Origin of the sequence: Mesorhizobium sp. B1-1-8, from assembly GCF_006442795.2 — a bacterium.
Classification (GTDB): Bacteria; Pseudomonadota; Alphaproteobacteria; order Rhizobiales; family Rhizobiaceae; genus Mesorhizobium.
This window is the reverse complement of the sequence record NZ_CP083956.1, coordinates 4,160,555-4,177,705: the sequence shown is the minus strand read 5'-3', so window position 1 is coordinate 4,177,705 and position 17,151 is coordinate 4,160,555. Positions and strand designations below refer to the sequence as shown.

At 65.7% G+C, this 17,151-nt stretch carries 9 protein-coding genes and 1 pseudogene; 9 read left to right on the top strand and 1 reads right to left on the bottom strand.

Features of this window, described 5'->3' with window-relative positions; genetic code table 11:
- Positions 1-141 precede the first annotated feature (141 nt).
- The gene (gene ileS, locus FJ974_RS20275; RefSeq protein WP_140539221.1) at positions 142-3,120 is read left to right on the top strand and encodes an isoleucine--tRNA ligase; all 2,979 of its coding nucleotides are present in this window, start codon (positions 142-144) and stop codon (positions 3,118-3,120) included.
- 204 nt (positions 3,121-3,324) lie between these two features.
- Positions 3,325-3,999, top strand: a complete 675-nt coding sequence (locus FJ974_RS20270; RefSeq protein WP_140539220.1) for a hypothetical protein — start codon at positions 3,325-3,327, stop codon at positions 3,997-3,999.
- 77 nt (positions 4,000-4,076) lie between these two features.
- Here the strand turns inward: FJ974_RS20270 and FJ974_RS20265 are convergent, their stop codons facing one another.
- Positions 4,077-4,538 carry a nucleoside deaminase gene (locus FJ974_RS20265; protein WP_140539219.1) on the bottom strand — a complete coding sequence of 154 codons (462 nt, stop codon included), beginning with the start codon at positions 4,536-4,538 and terminating at the stop codon, positions 4,077-4,079.
- A gap of 279 nt (positions 4,539-4,817) precedes the next feature.
- On the opposite strand from FJ974_RS20265, the gene FJ974_RS20260 reads away from it, so the two are divergent.
- The 7 genes and pseudogenes from FJ974_RS20260 (at position 4,818) to FJ974_RS20230 (ending at position 17,133) form a co-directional block, all read left to right on the top strand.
- The gene (locus FJ974_RS20260) at positions 4,818-6,815 is read left to right on the top strand and encodes a pseudouridine synthase (protein ID WP_140539218.1); all 1,998 of its coding nucleotides are present in this window, start codon (positions 4,818-4,820) and stop codon (positions 6,813-6,815) included.
- Positions 6,796-7,350 (top strand): 16S rRNA (guanine(966)-N(2))-methyltransferase RsmD, encoded by a 555-nt coding sequence (gene rsmD, locus FJ974_RS20255; protein ID WP_140539217.1) that lies wholly within the window; start codon positions 6,796-6,798, stop codon positions 7,348-7,350. Before FJ974_RS20260 ends, rsmD begins: the two co-directional genes overlap by 20 nt.
- Positions 7,351-7,469: 119 nt before the next feature.
- Positions 7,470-8,831: a M16 family metallopeptidase gene (locus FJ974_RS20250; protein ID WP_140539216.1), complete on the top strand. Its 1,362-nt coding sequence runs from the start codon at positions 7,470-7,472 to the stop codon at positions 8,829-8,831.
- Between the two features lie 278 nt (positions 8,832-9,109).
- Entirely contained in the window at positions 9,110-10,369 is a 1,260-nt protein-coding gene (locus FJ974_RS20245) for a M16 family metallopeptidase (protein WP_413468315.1), read from the top strand.
- Positions 10,366-11,283 (top strand): patatin-like phospholipase family protein, encoded by a 918-nt coding sequence (locus tag FJ974_RS20240; RefSeq protein ID WP_140539214.1) that lies wholly within the window; start codon positions 10,366-10,368, stop codon positions 11,281-11,283. Before FJ974_RS20245 ends, FJ974_RS20240 begins: the two co-directional genes overlap by 4 nt.
- Positions 11,284-11,757: 474 nt before the next feature.
- Positions 11,758-11,901 (top strand): annotated as a pseudogene (locus FJ974_RS30430) (calcium-binding protein); the annotation flags it as partial.
- 261 nt (positions 11,902-12,162) lie between these two features.
- Positions 12,163-17,133: a beta strand repeat-containing protein gene (locus FJ974_RS20230; RefSeq protein ID WP_226891643.1), complete on the top strand. Its 4,971-nt coding sequence runs from the start codon at positions 12,163-12,165 to the stop codon at positions 17,131-17,133.
- Positions 17,134-17,151 lie beyond the last annotated feature (18 nt).

Here is a 17,151-nt window from a genome sequence, read left to right as displayed (position 1 = left end):
AATTACGGGCCCGGTGTTCCGGGTGGCCTGAGCGCCGCTGGAGCCGCCGGGACTCTTGCGCGCGACCCTCGCGCTTTTTTCAGAACATGATAGTTGAACGCCCGAGCCTCTTCGCCTCCGGGTAACGCACATGGCAAACCAATGAACGACAAGACCACGACCGATACCGCTGAAACGATCGACTACTCCACAACGCTCTATTTGCCGCAGACGGATTTCCCGATGCGCGCGGGCCTGCCCGAGAAGGAACCGGTGCTGGTCGAGCGCTGGCAGGACATGGACCTTTACCGCAAGCTGCGCGAAGCGTCAGCCGGCCGCGAGAAATTCGTGCTGCATGATGGCCCGCCCTACGCCAACGGCAACATCCATATCGGCCATGCGCTGAATAAGATCCTCAAGGACGTCATCAACCGCTCCTTTCAGATGCGCGGCTACGACGCCAATTATGTGCCGGGCTGGGACTGCCATGGCCTGCCGATCGAGTGGAAGATCGAGGAGCAGTATCGCGCCAAGGGCAAGAACAAGGACGAGGTGCCGGTCAACGAGTTCCGCAAGGAATGCCGCGACTTCGCCGCGCATTGGATCAAGGTGCAGGGCTCAGAGTTCCAGCGCCTCGGCGTCATCGGCGACTTCGACAACCCTTACACGACCATGGCCTATCACGCCGAGGCGCGCATCGCCGGGGAGTTGCTGAAGTTCGCCATGTCGGGCCAGCTCTATCGCGGCTCGAAGCCGGTGATGTGGAGCGTGGTCGAGCGCACCGCGCTGGCCGAGGCCGAGGTCGAATACCATGACTATGAGAGCGACACGATCTGGGTGAAGTTCCCGGTCGCCAGCCTCGCCCAGCCGGTCGCCGGCGCCGCCCCGGCGCTCGACGAGGCCGCGCTCGATCTCGTCGAGGCGCATGTCGTCATCTGGACGACGACCCCCTGGACCATCCCCGGCAACCGCGCCGTCAGCTATTCGCCGCGCATCGCTTATGGCCTCTATGAGATCACCGCGGCCGAGAACGCTTTCGGGCCACAGCCCGGCGAAAAGCTGATCTTCGCCGACGCGCTGGCGCCAGAATGCGCGGCGAAAGCGAAAGTTACCTTGAACCGGCTCCACAGCGTCTCGGCCGAACAGCTTGGGAAGCTTACGCTTTCGCACCCCTTCAAGGGGCTTGGCGGCGGCTACGAATTCCCGGTGCCGTTGGTCGCCGGCGAGCATGTGACCGACGACGCCGGCACAGGTTTCGTCCACACCGCGCCCGGCCACGGCCGCGAGGATTTCGACGCCTGGATGGACGCCGGGGCGGAACTGAGGGCGCGCGGCGTCGACACCGCGATCCCGTTCACCGTCGACGATGCCGGCTTCTTCACAAGGGACGCGCCTGGCTTCGGTCCGGACCGCGAGGGCGGGGCAGCGCGCGTCATCGACGACAACGGCAAGAAGGGCAATGCCAACCAGGCGGTCATCGACGAGCTTATCAAGCGTAACGCGCTGTTCGCGCGCGGCCGGCTGAAGCACTCCTATCCGCACTCCTGGCGTTCGAAGAAGCCGATCATCTTCCGCAACACGCCGCAATGGTTCGTCTACATGGACAAGGACCTCGGCGACGGCACGACGCTGCGCAGCCGTGCGCTGAAGGCGATCGACGACACCCGCTTCGTGCCGGCGGCCGGCCAGAACCGCATCCGCGCCATGATCGAGGAACGTCCCGACTGGGTGCTGTCGCGCCAGCGCGCCTGGGGCGTGCCGATCGCCATCTTCGCCGACGAGGACGGCAACGTGCTGAAGGACGAGGCGGTCAACCGGCGCATCATGGATGCCTTCGAGCAGGAAGGCGCCGACGCCTGGTTCGCCCCCGGCGCCAAGGAGCGTTTCCTGGGCAACCACGATGCCACGAAATGGCACCAGGTGAAGGACATCCTCGACGTCTGGTTCGATTCCGGCTCGACGCATGTCTTCACGCTGGAGGACCGTCCCGACCTGAAGTGGCCGGCCGACGTCTATCTCGAAGGCTCCGACCAGCACCGCGGCTGGTTCCACTCCTCGCTGCTCGAAAGCTGCGGCACCAGGGGCAGGGCGCCCTACGACACGGTCATCACCCATGGCTTCACCATGGACGAGGAAGGCCGCAAGATGTCGAAGTCGCTCGGCAACACCGTCGTGCCGCAGGACGTCATCAAACAGTCCGGCGCCGACATCCTGCGGCTCTGGGTGGTGACGACCGACTATTGGGAAGACCAGCGGCTCGGCAAGAACGTGCTGCAGACCAATATCGACGCCTACCGCAAGCTCAGAAACACCATCCGCTGGATGCTGGGCACGCTTGCCCATGACCATGGCGAGACCGTGCCGCTGGAGGTGATGCCGGAGCTGGAGCGGCTGATGCTGCACCGGCTGTCCGAACTCGACGAGGTGGTGCGCCAGGGCTATGACGCCTTCGAATTCAAGCGCATCACCCGTGCACTGCTCGACTTCATGGTGGTCGAGCTGTCGGCCTTCTACTTCGACATCCGCAAGGATGCGCTCTACTGCGACGGGCCTTCCAGCCTGCGCCGCAAGGCTGCGGTGCAGGTGGTGCGTCATCTCTTCGAGTGCCTGGTGAAATGGCTGGCGCCGATGCTGCCCTTCACCATGGAGGAGGCCTGGCTCGACCGCCATCCGGATGCCGGCTCGGTGCATCTCGACCAGTTCCCGACGATCCCGCAGAACTGGCGTAACGAAGCGCTGGCCGAGAAATGGCGCAAGGTCCGCCAGGTGCGCCGCGTCGTCACCGGCGCGCTCGAGATCGCGCGCGCCGAGAAGCTGATCGGCTCCTCGCTCGAGGCCGTGCCGGTGGTCACGATCGACGATGCCGCGCTGGAAGCGGCGATCGCCGATGTCGACATGGCCGAAATGGCGATCACCAGCGACCTCGTCATCAAGCATGGCAAGGTCCCCGAAGGCGCTTTCAGCCTCGACGACGTCAAGGGCGTGGCGGTCGTGGTCGAGAAGGCCGAGGATCGCGGGCTGGTCAAATGCGCGCGCTCCTGGCGCTACACCGCCGATGTCGGGCAGGACCCGGAATTCCCGGACGTCTCGGCCCGCGACGCCGCCGTGCTGCACGAGCTCAGGGCGCTCGGGCGTTTGTAGAGGCTTGTTTATAAGCCGGTGCATAAATACCACGCCGGGCGGCGCATATCCGCCCGTGCGTTGCCCTTAACAAGTGGTTGAGGTAAATACGCGAAACTCCGGCAGACAAATTCTCGCCGGATTTTCATCGCAAGTGCGTTGACGACGGGGACCGCGCCGTTGGGCCGGTGGCGATTAGAGGTTGCTAGAGTGGGACTTTTTGGCATGAGCGAGAAAACGTATGCGCGCGCCGCGCTGCTGGCGCCGCTTGTGGCATCGGCCATCGCTTTATCCGGCTGCATGAGTTCCCCGACCTACGGAACCGACAAGACCGCTGTCGCACAGCTGGCGGATGATATTTCCGGCGCCGCCGCGATTACTCCGAAGCATCGCGATCCGATCGACTACAAGCCGCGCCCCGATCTGGTGAAGCCCGCTCCGGGGCAAAAGGAAGCGCTGCCGGCGCCGCAGGAGAGCATCCAGACGGCGAGCGCCGACTGGCCCGAATCGCCGGAGGCGCGCCGCGCCCGCATCCGTGCCGACGCCACGGCACACCAGAACGATCCGAGCTACCAGCCTGAGACGGTCGAGGACGTTCAGACCGATCCGGTGGCGGTGAAGAAGGCGATGGCCGATTCGGCCTCGAGCCACCCGCCACGCTGGTCGCCGGAAGATTCCGACAAGGGCCGCGCCGCCGAGATCCAGCGTCGCCTGGCCGAGCAGAAGCAGGGCGATCCAAACACCCGCAAATATCTCAGCGAGCCGCCGCTTGCCTATCGCGCCGCCGCCGACACCGCGCCGCAAAACGAGCTTGGCGAGGACGAGTACAAGAAGGAGCGCCGCCTCAAGGCGCAGGCGGAAGGCAAGAAGGGCGGCTGGTTCGACTGGCTCGGCCTGTGAATAGTGAATAGTGAATAGTGAATAGTGAATAGTGAATAGTGACCTGCTGCCTCACTACTCACTAACCACTACTCACTTCACCATTCACCGCCATTCCGTCTCTCGCGAAAGAAATCCTTGAGGATAAGCGCGGCTTCGCTTTCGCCCATGCCCGGATAGATGTCGGGCGTGTGGTGGCAGGTGGGTGAGGCAAAGAAGCGCACGCCGTTGACCACCGCGCCGCCCTTCTCGTCGGCGGCGCCGAAATAGAGCCGCCGCAGTCTCGCGAAGGAGATGGCGCCGGCGCACATGACGCAAGGCTCCAGCGTCACATAAAGGTCATGGCCGGTAAGCCGCTCGCTGGCTAGTTTCCGGCAGGCTTCGCGGATCGCCAGCATCTCGGCATGCGCGGTCGGGTCGGCAAGTTCGCGCGTGCGGTTGCCGGCTTTCGCCACCACCATGCCGCCGCCGGCGACCACCGCGCCGACCGGCACTTCGCCGCGGCGCGCGGACGCCTCGGCCTCCTGGAGTGCCAGGGCCATGAAATCCGGCCTCGTCACGCGGTTTCCATTCCGATTATTCCTCGCAAGCCGAGAGTGATCCTGTTATCTAGAGCAATTCCAGGAAAAGTGTGACACTGTTTTCCGTCCGGAATTGCGTAAAAACAAAGAGATAGATCGGCTCGCCGTTTCCGTGAAACTGTGAACCGATCTAGCGCATGACCCCGAAAACCGGAATCGGTATTCGGAAAGCAATCATGCGCCAAATCAAAGTCCTACAGCGTCCTTTGCGCGTCCGAATGGGCGCGCGGCGCTGTAGTGCAAACGAGCAAAGGCCACATGGACGACAACGACAAGAAATTTCCGCGCCGCAAAGGTCCGGACAAAAGCGGACCGAAGCCAGTGAGCCCGCGTGGCCGTGCCGCCGGCAAGGACGGCAAGCCGTCCTTCGGCGCCAAGAAACCGTTTGCAAAGCGCGACCGGCCGGTGGCGGCTGATGGCGAACGGCCGGCGGGCGATTTCAAGCGCAGCTACAAGCCGCGTCAAGCGGGTGAGGGCACGCCGCGCGGCGAGAAGCCGTTCCGCAAGGGACCGCCACGCGATGGCAAGCCGTTCGAGAAGCGCGAAGGGGCGCCGCGCAAGCCTTACGCACCGCGCGGCGATCGCCCGATGGCGGCGGATGGCGAGCGGCCGCAGCGTGACTTCAAGCGCAGCTACAAGCCGCGTGAGGTGGGCTCGGAACGCGGCGAGAAGCCGTTCCGCAAGGGACCGCCACGCGAAGGCAAGCCGTTCGAGAAGCGCGAAGGGGCGCCGCGCAAACCTTACGCACCGCGTGGCGATCGCCCGATGGCCGCCGAGGGCGAGCGCGGCGAAAGGCGCTTCGACCGCCCCAAGCGCGATTTCGCCGAGCGTCCAAGGCGCGATTTCAGCGATCGTCCAAGCAGCGACTTCAGTGACCGTTCGCCGCGCGGCGCCGCGCGGAAGCCGGAGGGCGGCTTCAAGCCGCGGCCGCGTCCCGCCGAGGCAGCGCCGGAAGCCGGCGAGCGCATTGCCAAGCGCCTGGCGCGCGCCGGCATCGCCTCGCGCCGCGATGCCGAGGAGCTGATCGCCGCCGGCCGCGTCAAGGTCAACGGCAAGGTGCTGTCCTCGCCGGCCTTCAACGTCATGGCCGACGACGTCATCCATCTCGACGGCACCGAGATCCCGCCGATCGAGCGCACGCGGCTGTTCCTGTTCCACAAGCCAGCCGGCGTCGTCACCACCAACCGCGATCCCGAAGGCCGCAAGACCGTATTCGACGTGCTGCCGGCCGATCTGCCGAGGCTGATGACCATCGGCCGCCTCGACATCAACACCGAAGGCCTGCTGCTGCTCACCAATGACGGCGGGCTGTCGCGGGTGCTCGAACTGCCGGCCACGGGCTGGCTCAGGCGCTACCGCGTGCGCGTCCACGGCAAGGTCGAGGAAAGCGCGCTCGCCGGCCTGCGCGAAGGCATTGCCGTCGATGGCGTCTTCTATGGTGCGATCGAGGCGAGCCTCGACCGCGAGCAAGGCACCAATGCCTGGCTGACCATCGGCCTGCGCGAGGGCAAGAACCGCGAGGTGAAGAACATCCTCGGCGCGCTCGGCCTCGACGTGACGCGGCTGATCCGCATCTCCTACGGCCCGTTCCAGCTCGAGGACCTGCCGGAGGGACACGTGCTGGAGATCAAGGGCCGCGTGCTGCGCGACCAGCTCGGCGAGCGGCTGATCGAGGAAGCCGGCGCCAATTTCGATGCCGAGATCACCAAGCCTTTCTCCAACAAGCCGGTGCGGCGCACCGAGCCGCGCCGCGACGAGGCCGAGCGGCCGAAGATCATGCGCGAGGGCGACCACCGGCCGATCGGCGAGGGCGGGCTGATCAAGAACCGCAAGCGCCGCGAAGGCAGCCGCGACGAGGCGCTGGGCAAGCTGTCCACGAAACCGGAAAGGACGTTTGGCGAGCACGGTCCGAAGCCCGAACGCGGCGGCTTCGCCAAGCCGGAGCGCGGCGGCTTTGGCGGCAAGCCAGGCGGCAAGAAGGGCGAGCGCGAGCAGCGGCCGATCGAGCCGCCCGGCCAGCGCAAGGCCAATGTCTGGATGGCGCCCGGCGCGCGGCCGATCGGCAAGGGCAGGGCGGAGGCCGACGCCGCCAAAGCGGCCGAGGCGAAGGCGCGCAAGGCGTCGTTCAAGCCGGGCGGCAAGCCGCAGGGCAAAGCCGGCGCGAAACCGTTCGGCAAGCCAAGGGGCGATCGCCCCGACAGCGGCGACAGGCCGCGCGGTCCCAAGGGTGGTGGCAATGCGGATCGTCGGCGGTGAGTTTCGCGGGCGTCCGCTGGCGACGCCGCGCAGCAATGCCATCCGCCCGACCACCGACCGCACCCGCGAGGCGGTATTCAATGTGCTGGCGCATCGCTTTGCCGCAAAGCTCGAAGGCGGCCGCGTGCTCGATCTCTTCGCCGGCACCGGCGCGCTCGGGCTGGAGGCGCTGTCGCGCGGCGCATCTTACTGCGTCTTCATCGAGGAATCGGCCGAAGGGCGCGGCCTGATCCGCGATAATGTCGAGGCCTTCGGGCTGACCGGCCGCACCAAAATCTTTCGCCGTGACGCGACCGGATTGGGCGAAGCCGGAACGCTTTCACCTTTCGGCCTGGTGTTTGCCGATCCGCCCTATGGCAAGGGGCTCGGCGAGCGCGCCCTGCGCTCGGCCAAGGCCGGCGGCTGGCTGTTGCCCGGCGCACTCTGCGTTGTCGAGGAGGCGGCCCCCGCGCCGTTCGAGCCAGGCCCAGGCTTTTCCATCCTCGACGAACGCAACTATGGCGAGACGGTCATTCGGTTCGTCGAGGTTGGGTGAACGGTGCGAGCTCTTCCTTCTTCCCTTGTAGGAGCAACGCCTCGAAAATGACGCACAAATTCACTTTCCTTCGCTGACCAACCTTGCCTATCGTCACGCAATCGGAACCGGAGCACTTCATGACATCGAGCACCAGACGGCTGCGCGCGGCGCTCCTCGCCAGTGCGCTGGCGCTTGCCGCGATTGGCCCGGCGCGCGCCGCCGGGGGCGAGAATGTGAAGGACTTCCTGCTCGACAACGGCATGGAGATTGTCGTCATTCCGGACCACCGCGCCCCGATCGTCACGCACATGGTGTGGTACAAGGTCGGCAGCGCCGACGAGCCTCCCGGCAAGTCCGGCATCGCGCATTTCTTCGAGCATCTGATGTTCAAGGCCACGGCCAATCACGCCGCCGGCGAGTTCGACCGCGCCGTGTCCGACATCGGCGGCTCCAACAACGCCTTCACCTCCTACGATTATACCGCCTTCCACGAGACGGTGCCGCCTGCGGCGCTCGAGCAGATGATGGGTTTCGAGGCCGACCGCATGCGCAATCTCATCCTCACCGACAACGTCATCAAGACCGAGCGCGACGTGATCCTGGAGGAGCGCCGCTCGCGCATCGACAGCAATCCGCAGGCGGTGCTCGAAGAGGAAGTCGATGCGACACTCTGGCAGAACCAGCCATACCGCATTCCGGTGATCGGCTGGATGCAGGAGATGGAGCAGCTCAACCGCGCCGACGCCAAGGCCTACTACGACAATTATTACCGGCCGAACAATGCGGTGCTGGTGGTGGCGGGCGACATCGATCCCGACGCTGTGAAGGCGATGGCCGAGAGAACCTACGGCAAGGTCGCGCGCGGGCCGGACCTACCGCCGCGCATCCGCCCGGTCGAGCCTGAGCAGAACACCAGGCGCACCGTGACGCTCACCGACGCGCGCGTCTCGGTGCCGAATTTTTCCACGCAATGGGTGGTGCCGTCCTATCACACGGCCAAGCCCGGCGAGGCCGAGGCGCTGGACTTGCTTGCCGAGATCCTTGGCGGCGGCAACCGCAGCCGGCTGTACCAGGAGCTGGTCGTCAAGCAGGGGATCGCCTCCGACGCGGCCGCCTATTTCCAGGGCACCATGCTCGATGACACCAACTTCACCGTCTATGGCTCCCCGCGCGGCGACGCCAAGCTCACGGATGTCGAGGCGGCGGTCGACGCCGAGATCGCCCGCATCGTCAAGGACGGCGTAAGCGACGATGAGTTGGAGCGGGCCAAGACCCGCTATGTGCGCTCCATAATCTTTGCCCGCGACAAGCAGGACGACATGGCCAATATGTATGGCTCCACGCTTGCCACCGGCGGCAATGTCAAGGACGTCCAGGAATGGCCGGACCGCATCCGCAAGGTCACCGCCGATGAGGTGAAGGCGGTCGCTACCCGCTACCTGGTGCTCGACCATGCCACCACCGGCTATCTCTTGCCGCAGCAACAGGCGGGGAATTGATGATGATTTTGGCTTCCGGACAGATGAGCACGTTTCCTTCTCCCCTTGTGGGAGAAGGTGGATCGGCGCGTAGCGCCGAGACGGATGAGGGGTGTTCCAGGGATCGCCAACGTCTCATTCCTTCCAGCACCCCTCATCCGTCGCCTTCGGCGACACCTTCTCCCACAAGGGGAGAAGGGGGAGCCTGGCGGGGAGAAGGGAAGCTCAAGCGCGCTCTCGCCACTCTATGCTTCGCCCTCTTCTTCCTTCTCCTTCCGGCGCTTGCCGCGCATGCCGGGATGAACATCCAGGAGGTCAAGTCGAAGAAGGGCATCACCGCCTGGCTGGTGGAGGACCATTCGATACCGCTGATTGCCATCCGCTTCGTCTTCGACGGCGGCACTGCGCAGGATCCGGCCGGCAAGGAGGGCCTGGTCAATCTGATGACCGGCCTGTTCGACGAGGGCGCCGGCGACCTCGACAGCGAGGCCTTCCAGCTGAAGCTCGATGATGCCGGCGCCGAGATGAGCTTTCAGGCGGCGCGCGACGGCACCTATGGCTCGATGCGCATGCTGTCCGACCAAAAAGACGAGGCCTTCGGCCTGCTGAGGCTGGCGGTAAACAGCCCGCGTTTCGACAAGGCGCCGATCGACCGCATCCGCGCCCAGGTGCTGTCCGGCATTCTCGCCAACGAGCGCGATCCCGACACCATCGCCCAGCAGCGTTGGCTGCGCGCCATCTATGGCGAGCACCCCTATGCGCGGCCCGACCAAGGCACCAAGGAAAGCCTGGGCGTCATCACGCCACAAGACCTCAAGGCCTTTCACAAGGCGAATTTTGCCCGCGCTGGCCTGCATGTGGCGGTGGTCGGCGACATCGATGCCGCAACGCTCTCCGGCAAGCTGGACGAGGTGTTCGGCGACCTGCCGGAAAAGCAGACGCTGGCGCCGGTGGCCGACATCGCGCCGAAGCTCGGCCAGCAGCTGGAGGTCAATTACGACCTGCCGCAGACCTCGCTGCAGCTTGCCTGGCCGGGGGTGAAACGCAGCGATCCGGATTTCTTCGCCGCGGTGCTGATGAACGAGATCCTCGGCGGCTCGACCTTTACCTCGCGGCTGTTCGAAGAGGTGCGCGAAAAGCGCGGTCTTGCCTATGGCGTCAGCTCCGATCTGGTCGATCACGAGCATTCCCACGCGCTGCTGGTGACGACGGCGACGCGCTCCGACCGCGCCGCCGAGACGCTTTCGATCGTGCGCAAGGTGGTGAAGGAGATGGCGGAGACTGGGCCGACCGAGGAAGAGCTGGCCGCGACGAAAAAACACATGATCGGCGCCTACGCCATCAACAATCTGGATTCCTCCAGTTCCATTGCTGCGACGCTTGTCGAGTTGCAACTCGACAAGCTCGGCATCGACTACGTGCAGCGCCGCGCCGCGCTGATTGACGCGGTGACGCTTGCCGACGTCAAGGCGGCGGCGAAGAAGCTGCTGTCGGCCGAGCCGGCGGTCATGGTGGTCGGTCCGCCGCTTGTCCAGATCGCCGGGGGCGGCAAGGGATGAGCCCGACGTTCGCCGTGGCCTTCGGCGGCGGCGGCGCGCGCGGACTCGCGCATATCCATGCCATCGAGGCGCTGGACGAGCTTGGCATCAGGCCGGTGGCGATCGCCGGCTCCTCGATCGGCGCCATCATGGGCGCCGGCATGGCCGCCGGCATGACCGGAGCCGAGATGCACGACTATGCCCGCTCCATCCTCGGTCGCCGCGCCGAGGTGGCGGCGCGCATGTGGCGCTCGCGGCCGGGCACGATCGCCGAGGCCATGCAAGGCGGCATCCGCGTCGGCCAGTTCAATGTCGAGCGCATCCTGAGGGCCTTCCTGCCGGCGGCGATCCCCGAAACGTTCGAGGCGCTGAAGATCCCGCTCAAGGTGACGGCGACCGACTATTTCGGCCACAAGCTCGCCGTCTTCTGCGAAGGCGACCTGCATTCGGCCCTTGCCGCCTCTGCCGCCATTCCGGCGGTATTCCGCCCGGTGACGCGTGACGGCCGCGTGCTGATCGACGGCGGCATCTACAACCCGGTGCCCTTCGATCTTATCGAGAAGGACGCCGACATCATCATCGCCATCGACGTGGTGGGCGCGCCCAGCGAAGTCGAGCGCAAGCACCCGACAACCGTCGACCTGATGTACGGCGCCACGCAATTGATGATGCAGTCGATCATCGCCCACAAGCTGACGCAAAACCCGCCCGACATCCTGATCCGCCCGGCCGTCTCGAAATACCGCGTGCTCGATTTCCTGAAGATCGAGACGCTGATGGCCGACACAGTCGGGATCAAGGACGAGCTGAAGCGCGCCGTCGAGAAGGCGGTGGCGGAGCACAGCGGCCAACGCGGCAAGAAGGCAGTGCGATTCATGTCGCGGAACGGAAACAGCACATTGCCTCTCAGCCATTCAGCGCGTAAGCGCGACTGAGGTCTGACCACCAAAGTCTGAGAGGTCGTTGCATAGGTCCCTTACGCCGGTTGGCCAACGCGGAATACGAACTGTCCTTGATGCAGTTTGGTCGCATTTTAGTTTAAGTTGATGTTTTGTCATTAACTCTTCATCAAGTTTGCCGTTGACTCCGATAGAGTTAATAATATCCTAATATACGAGTAGCGTAAAAGACTCTCGACCGGCAACAACGAGTTACCGCGCTACCGGGGTAGGGGAAACGCAGCGCGGCTTCAATTAGCCGTCGTAGCCATCACCATCGAGCCACCACCTGGCTGTGAATCGCCGCACCTGCGCGGGCCATTCGCGGCCGGGAGCGAGGGGTTGCGGCTTGGTGCACTGATCTTCCCGCCTCACATGACTGGGCGCCGAACGCCGTTTCGGCATGGGGTTGTCAGCCGTCTCGGACGGCCAATGAGCAGGCGCGGCGCGCGTCGGCCAGGGGGATGAAAGATGGCTTCTTCGACTGTTGGCACGAGCAGCAACGACAATCTGGTTGGCGGCAGCGGAGCCGACATATTGAATGGGGGCGCTGGAGACGATCGCCTGAATGGCGGATCTGGCGATGACATTCTCAACGGCGGCAGCGGCTTTGACACCGTTCTTGGCGGGTCAGGGTCAGACATCCTGATCTATAAGGCCTTTGAGAACCAATATTGGCTAGGTAGCACATTTACCAGTTCCACGCAGACGGTAACGGGTGGGACGCTGTATTCTGGAACAGACCAGACCACCTTTGGGGATGTACCCACCCAGACGACGCTAAGCGGAAGCACTTTTACTGGCTACGATTCTTATGACGGTGGAAACGGCGCCGTACAGCTCGGCAAAGCTGGATCTACCCCAGACGCCGACACTTTGCAGATATGGCTCAGCACGGCCCAGCTGAACGATGCTGCGATTACGGCGGAGATCGCATACTTCAAGAACGTTTGGCTTCCGGCACACATCAGCGCACAAACTGGCCAGGCCGATAGCGCTGTCTACACGTTCAAGACGCTTGATCTCAAGGTAACCGGTGTTGAGAAGGTTGTGGTTCTCAATGCGCAGGGAACCACAAATCACGCGCCCTCGACGCCGACCGACAGCGACGGTGTCGTTGGCGGTAGTGTCTCGGAAGGCGCTGCCAATGGCACCACGGTCGGGATCACGGCGATTGCAACTGATGCTGACGGTGACACGGTCACCTACAGCCTGACCGACAATGCCGGCGGCCGGTTTGGGATCAACACCATCACCGGCGTGGTTACGGTGGCCAACGCCTCGCTGCTCAACTACGAGACGGCAATCAGCCATACGATTTCAGTCCAGGCGAACGATGGCCACGGCGGGATAAGCAGCCAGACCTTCACCATTGCGGTGACCGACGTTGCGCCGTCGCAGCCGACGGACGGCGATGCGGCGACCAACACGGTTTCGGAAGGCGTCGCCAACGGGGCGACGGTCGGGATCACGGCGGCCTCGAGCGACGTCAACGGCGGCACGGTCACGTACTCGCTGACCGGCGACACCTCGGGTGGCGGGTTCACGATCGACAGCGTCACCGGCATCGTGACGGTGGCGGACGCCACCAAGATCGACTTCGAGAGCGCACCTGGCCACGCCTATGGCGTCACGGTTCAGGCTTCCGACGGGACCCTGACCAGCAGCCAGACCTTCACCATTGCGGTGACCGACGTTGCGCCGTCGCAGCCGACGGACGGCGATGCGGCGACCAACACGGTTTCGGAAGGCGTCGCCAACGGGGCGACGGTCGGGATCACGGCGGCCTCGAGCGACGTCAACGGCGGCACGGTCACGTACTCGCTGACCGGCGACACCTCGGGTGGCGGGTTCACGATCGACAGCGTCACCGGCATCGTGACGGTGGCGGACGCCACCAAGATCGACTTCGAGAGCGCACCTGGCCACGCCTATGGCGTCACGGTTCAGGCTTCCGACGGGACCCTGACCAGCAGCCAGACCTTCACCATTGCGGTGACCGACGTTGCGCCGTCGCAGCCGACGGACGGCGATGCGGCGACCAACACGGTTTCGGAAGGCGTCGCCAACGGGGCGACGGTCGGGATCACGGCGGCCTCGAGCGACGTCAACGGCGGCACGGTCACGTACTCGCTGACCGGCGACACCTCGGGTGGCGGGTTCACGATCGACAGCGTCACCGGCATCGTGACGGTGGCGGACGCCACCAAGATCGACTTCGAGAGCGCACCTGGCCACGCCTATGGCGTCACGGTTCAGGCTTCCGACGGGACCCTGACCAGCAGCCAGACCTTCACCATTGCGGTGACCGACGTTGCGCCGTCGCAGCCGACGGACGGCGATGCGGCGACCAACACGGTTTCGGAAGGCGTCGCCAACGGGGCGACGGTCGGGATCACGGCGGCCTCGAGCGACGTCAACGGCGGCACGGTCACGTACTCGCTGACCGGCGACACCTCGGGTGGCGGGTTCACGATCGACAGCGTCACCGGCATCGTGACGGTGGCGGACGCCACCAAGATCGACTTCGAGAGCGCACCTGGCCACGCCTATGGCGTCACGGTTCAGGCTTCCGACGGGACCCTGACCAGCAGCCAGACCTTCACCATTGCGGTGACCGACGTTGCGCCGTCGCAGCCGACGGACGGCGATGCGGCGACCAACACGGTTTCGGAAGGCGTCGCCAACGGGGCGACGGTCGGGATCACGGCGGCCTCGAGCGACGTCAACGGCGGCACGGTCACGTACTCGCTGACCGGCGACACCTCGGGTGGCGGGTTCACGATCGACAGCGTCACCGGCATCGTGACGGTGGCGGACGCCACCAAGATCGACTTCGAGAGCGCACCTGGCCACGCCTATGGCGTCACGGTTCAGGCTTCCGACGGGACCCTGACCAGCAGCCAGACCTTCACCATTGCGGTGACCGACGTTGCGCCGTCGCAGCCGACGGACGGCGATGCGGCGACCAACACGGTTTCGGAAGGCGTCGCCAACGGGGCGACGGTCGGGATCACGGCGGCCTCGAGCGACGTCAACGGCGGCACGGTCACGTACTCGCTGACCGGCGACACCTCGGGTGGCGGGTTCACGATCGACAGCGTCACCGGCATCGTGACGGTGGCGGACGCCACCAAGATCGACTTCGAGAGCGCACCTGGCCACGCCTATGGCGTCACGGTTCAGGCTTCCGACGGGACCCTGACCAGCAGCCAGACCTTCACCATTGCGGTGACCGACGTTGCGCCGTCGCAGCCGACGGACGGCGATGCGGCGACCAACACGGTTTCGGAAGGCGTCGCCAACGGGGCGACGGTCGGGATCACGGCGGCCTCGAGCGACGTCAACGGCGGCACGGTCACGTACTCGCTGACCGGCGACACCTCGGGTGGCGGGTTCACGATCGACAGCGTCACCGGCATCGTGACGGTGGCGGACGCCACCAAGATCGACTTCGAGAGCGCACCTGGCCACGCCTATGGCGTCACGGTTCAGGCTTCCGACGGGACCCTGACCAGCAGCCAGACCTTCACCATTGCGGTGACCGACGTTGCGCCGTCGCAGCCGACGGACGGCGATGCGGCGACCAACACGGTTTCGGAAGGCGTCGCCAACGGGGCGACGGTCGGGATCACGGCGGCCTCGAGCGACGTCAACGGCGGCACGGTCACGTACTCGCTGACCGGCGACACCTCGGGTGGCGGGTTCACGATCGACAGCGTCACCGGCATCGTGACGGTGGCGGACGCCACCAAGATCGACTTCGAGAGCGCACCTGGCCACGCCTATGGCGTCACGGTTCAGGCTTCCGACGGGACCCTGACCAGCAGCCAGACCTTCACCATTGCGGTGACCGACGTTGCGCCGTCGCAGCCGACGGACGGCGATGCGGCGACCAACACGGTTTCGGAAGGCGTCGCCAACGGGGCGACGGTCGGGATCACGGCGGCCTCGAGCGACGTCAACGGCGGCACGGTCACGTACTCGCTGACCGGCGACACCTCGGGTGGCGGGTTCACGATCGACAGCGTCACCGGCATCGTGACGGTGGCGGACGCCACCAAGATCGACTTCGAGAGCGCACCTGGCCACGCCTATGGCGTCACGGTTCAGGCTTCCGACGGGACCCTGACCAGCAGCCAGACCTTCACCATTGCGGTGACCGACGTTGCGCCGTCGCAGCCGACGGACGGCGATGCGGCGACCAACACGGTTTCGGAAGGCGTCGCCAACGGGGCGACGGTCGGGATCACGGCGGCCTCGAGCGACGTCAACGGCGGCACGGTCACGTACTCGCTGACCGGCGACACCTCGGGTGGCGGGTTCACGATCGACAGCGTCACCGGCATCGTGACGGTGGCGGACGCCACCAAGATCGACTTCGAGAGCGCACCTGGCCACGCCTATGGCGTCACGGTTCAGGCTTCCGACGGGACCCTGACCAGCAGCCAGACCTTCACCATTGCGGTGACCGACGTTGCGCCGTCGCAGCCGACGGACGGCGATGCGGCGACCAACACGGTTTCGGAAGGCGTCGCCAACGGGGCGACGGTCGGGATCACGGCGGCCTCGAGCGACGTCAACGGCGGCACGGTCACGTACTCGCTGACCGGCGACACCTCGGGTGGCGGGTTCACGATCGACAGCGTCACCGGCATCGTGACGGTGGCGGACGCCACCAAGATCGACTTCGAGAGCGCACCTGGCCACGCCTATGGCGTCACGGTTCAGGCTTCCGACGGGACCCTGACCAGCAGCCAGACCTTCACCATTGCGGTGACCGACGTTGCGCCGTCGCAGCCGACGGACGGCGATGCGGCGACCAACACGGTTTCGGAAGGCGTCGCCAACGGGGCGACGGTCGGGATCACGGCGGCCTCGAGCGACGTCAACGGCGGCACGGTCACGTACTCGCTGACCGGCGACACCTCGGGTGGCGGGTTCACGATCGACAGCGTCACCGGCATCGTGACGGTGGCGGACGCCACCAAGATCGACTTCGAGAGCGCACCTGGCCACGCCTATGGCGTCACGGTTCAGGCTTCCGACGGGACCCTGACCAGCAGCCAGACCTTCACCATTGCGGTGACCGACGTTGCGCCGTCGCAGCCGACGGACGGCGATGCGGCGACCAACACGGTTTCGGAAGGCGTCGCCAACGGGGCGACGGTCGGGATCACGGCGGCCTCGAGCGACGTCAACGGCGGCACGGTCACGTACTCGCTGACCGGCGACACCTCGGGTGGCGGGTTCACGATCGACAGCGTCACCGGCATCGTGACGGTGGCGGACGCCACCAAGATCGACTTCGAGAGCGCACCTGGCCACGCCTATGGCGTCACGGTTCAGGCTTCCGACGGGACCCTGACCAGCAGCCAGACCTTCACCATTGCGGTGACCGACGTTGCGCCGTCGCAGCCGACGGACGGCGATGCGGCGACCAACACGGTTTCGGAAGGCGTCGCCAACGGGGCGACGGTCGGGATCACGGCGGCCTCGAGCGACGTCAACGGCGGCACGGTCACGTACTCGCTGACCGGCGACACCTCGGGTGGCGGGTTCACGATCGACAGCGTCACCGGCATCGTGACGGTGGCGGACGCCACCAAGATCGACTTCGAGAGCGCACCTGGCCACGCCTATGGCGTCACGGTTCAGGCTTCCGACGGGACCCTGACCAGCAGCCAGACCTTCACCATTGCGGTGACCGACGTTGCGCCGTCGCAGCCGACGGACGGCGATGCGGCGCGACCAACACGGTTTCGGAAGGCGTCGCCAACGGGGCGACGGTCGGGATCACGGCGGCCTCGAGCGACGTCAACGGCGGCACGGTCACGTACTCGCTGACCGGCGACACCTCGGGTG

What these genes read in the sequence shown, in the direction of transcription:
- FJ974_RS20270 (WP_140539220.1), top strand. Translation starts at nt 3,325, where the DNA reads ATGAGCGAGAAAACGTATGCGCGCGCCGCGCTGCTGGCGCCGCTTGTG.
- FJ974_RS20245 (WP_413468315.1), top strand. Translation starts at nt 9,110, where the DNA reads ATGAACATCCAGGAGGTCAAGTCGAAGAAGGGCATCACCGCCTGGCTG.
- rsmD (WP_140539217.1), top strand. Translation starts at nt 6,796, where the DNA reads ATGCGGATCGTCGGCGGTGAGTTTCGCGGGCGTCCGCTGGCGACGCCG.
- FJ974_RS20250 (WP_140539216.1), top strand. Translation starts at nt 7,470, where the DNA reads ATGACATCGAGCACCAGACGGCTGCGCGCGGCGCTCCTCGCCAGTGCG.
- FJ974_RS20260 (WP_140539218.1), top strand. Translation starts at nt 4,818, where the DNA reads ATGGACGACAACGACAAGAAATTTCCGCGCCGCAAAGGTCCGGACAAA.
- FJ974_RS20240 (WP_140539214.1), top strand. Translation starts at nt 10,366, where the DNA reads ATGAGCCCGACGTTCGCCGTGGCCTTCGGCGGCGGCGGCGCGCGCGGA.
- ileS (WP_140539221.1), top strand. Translation starts at nt 142, where the DNA reads ATGAACGACAAGACCACGACCGATACCGCTGAAACGATCGACTACTCC.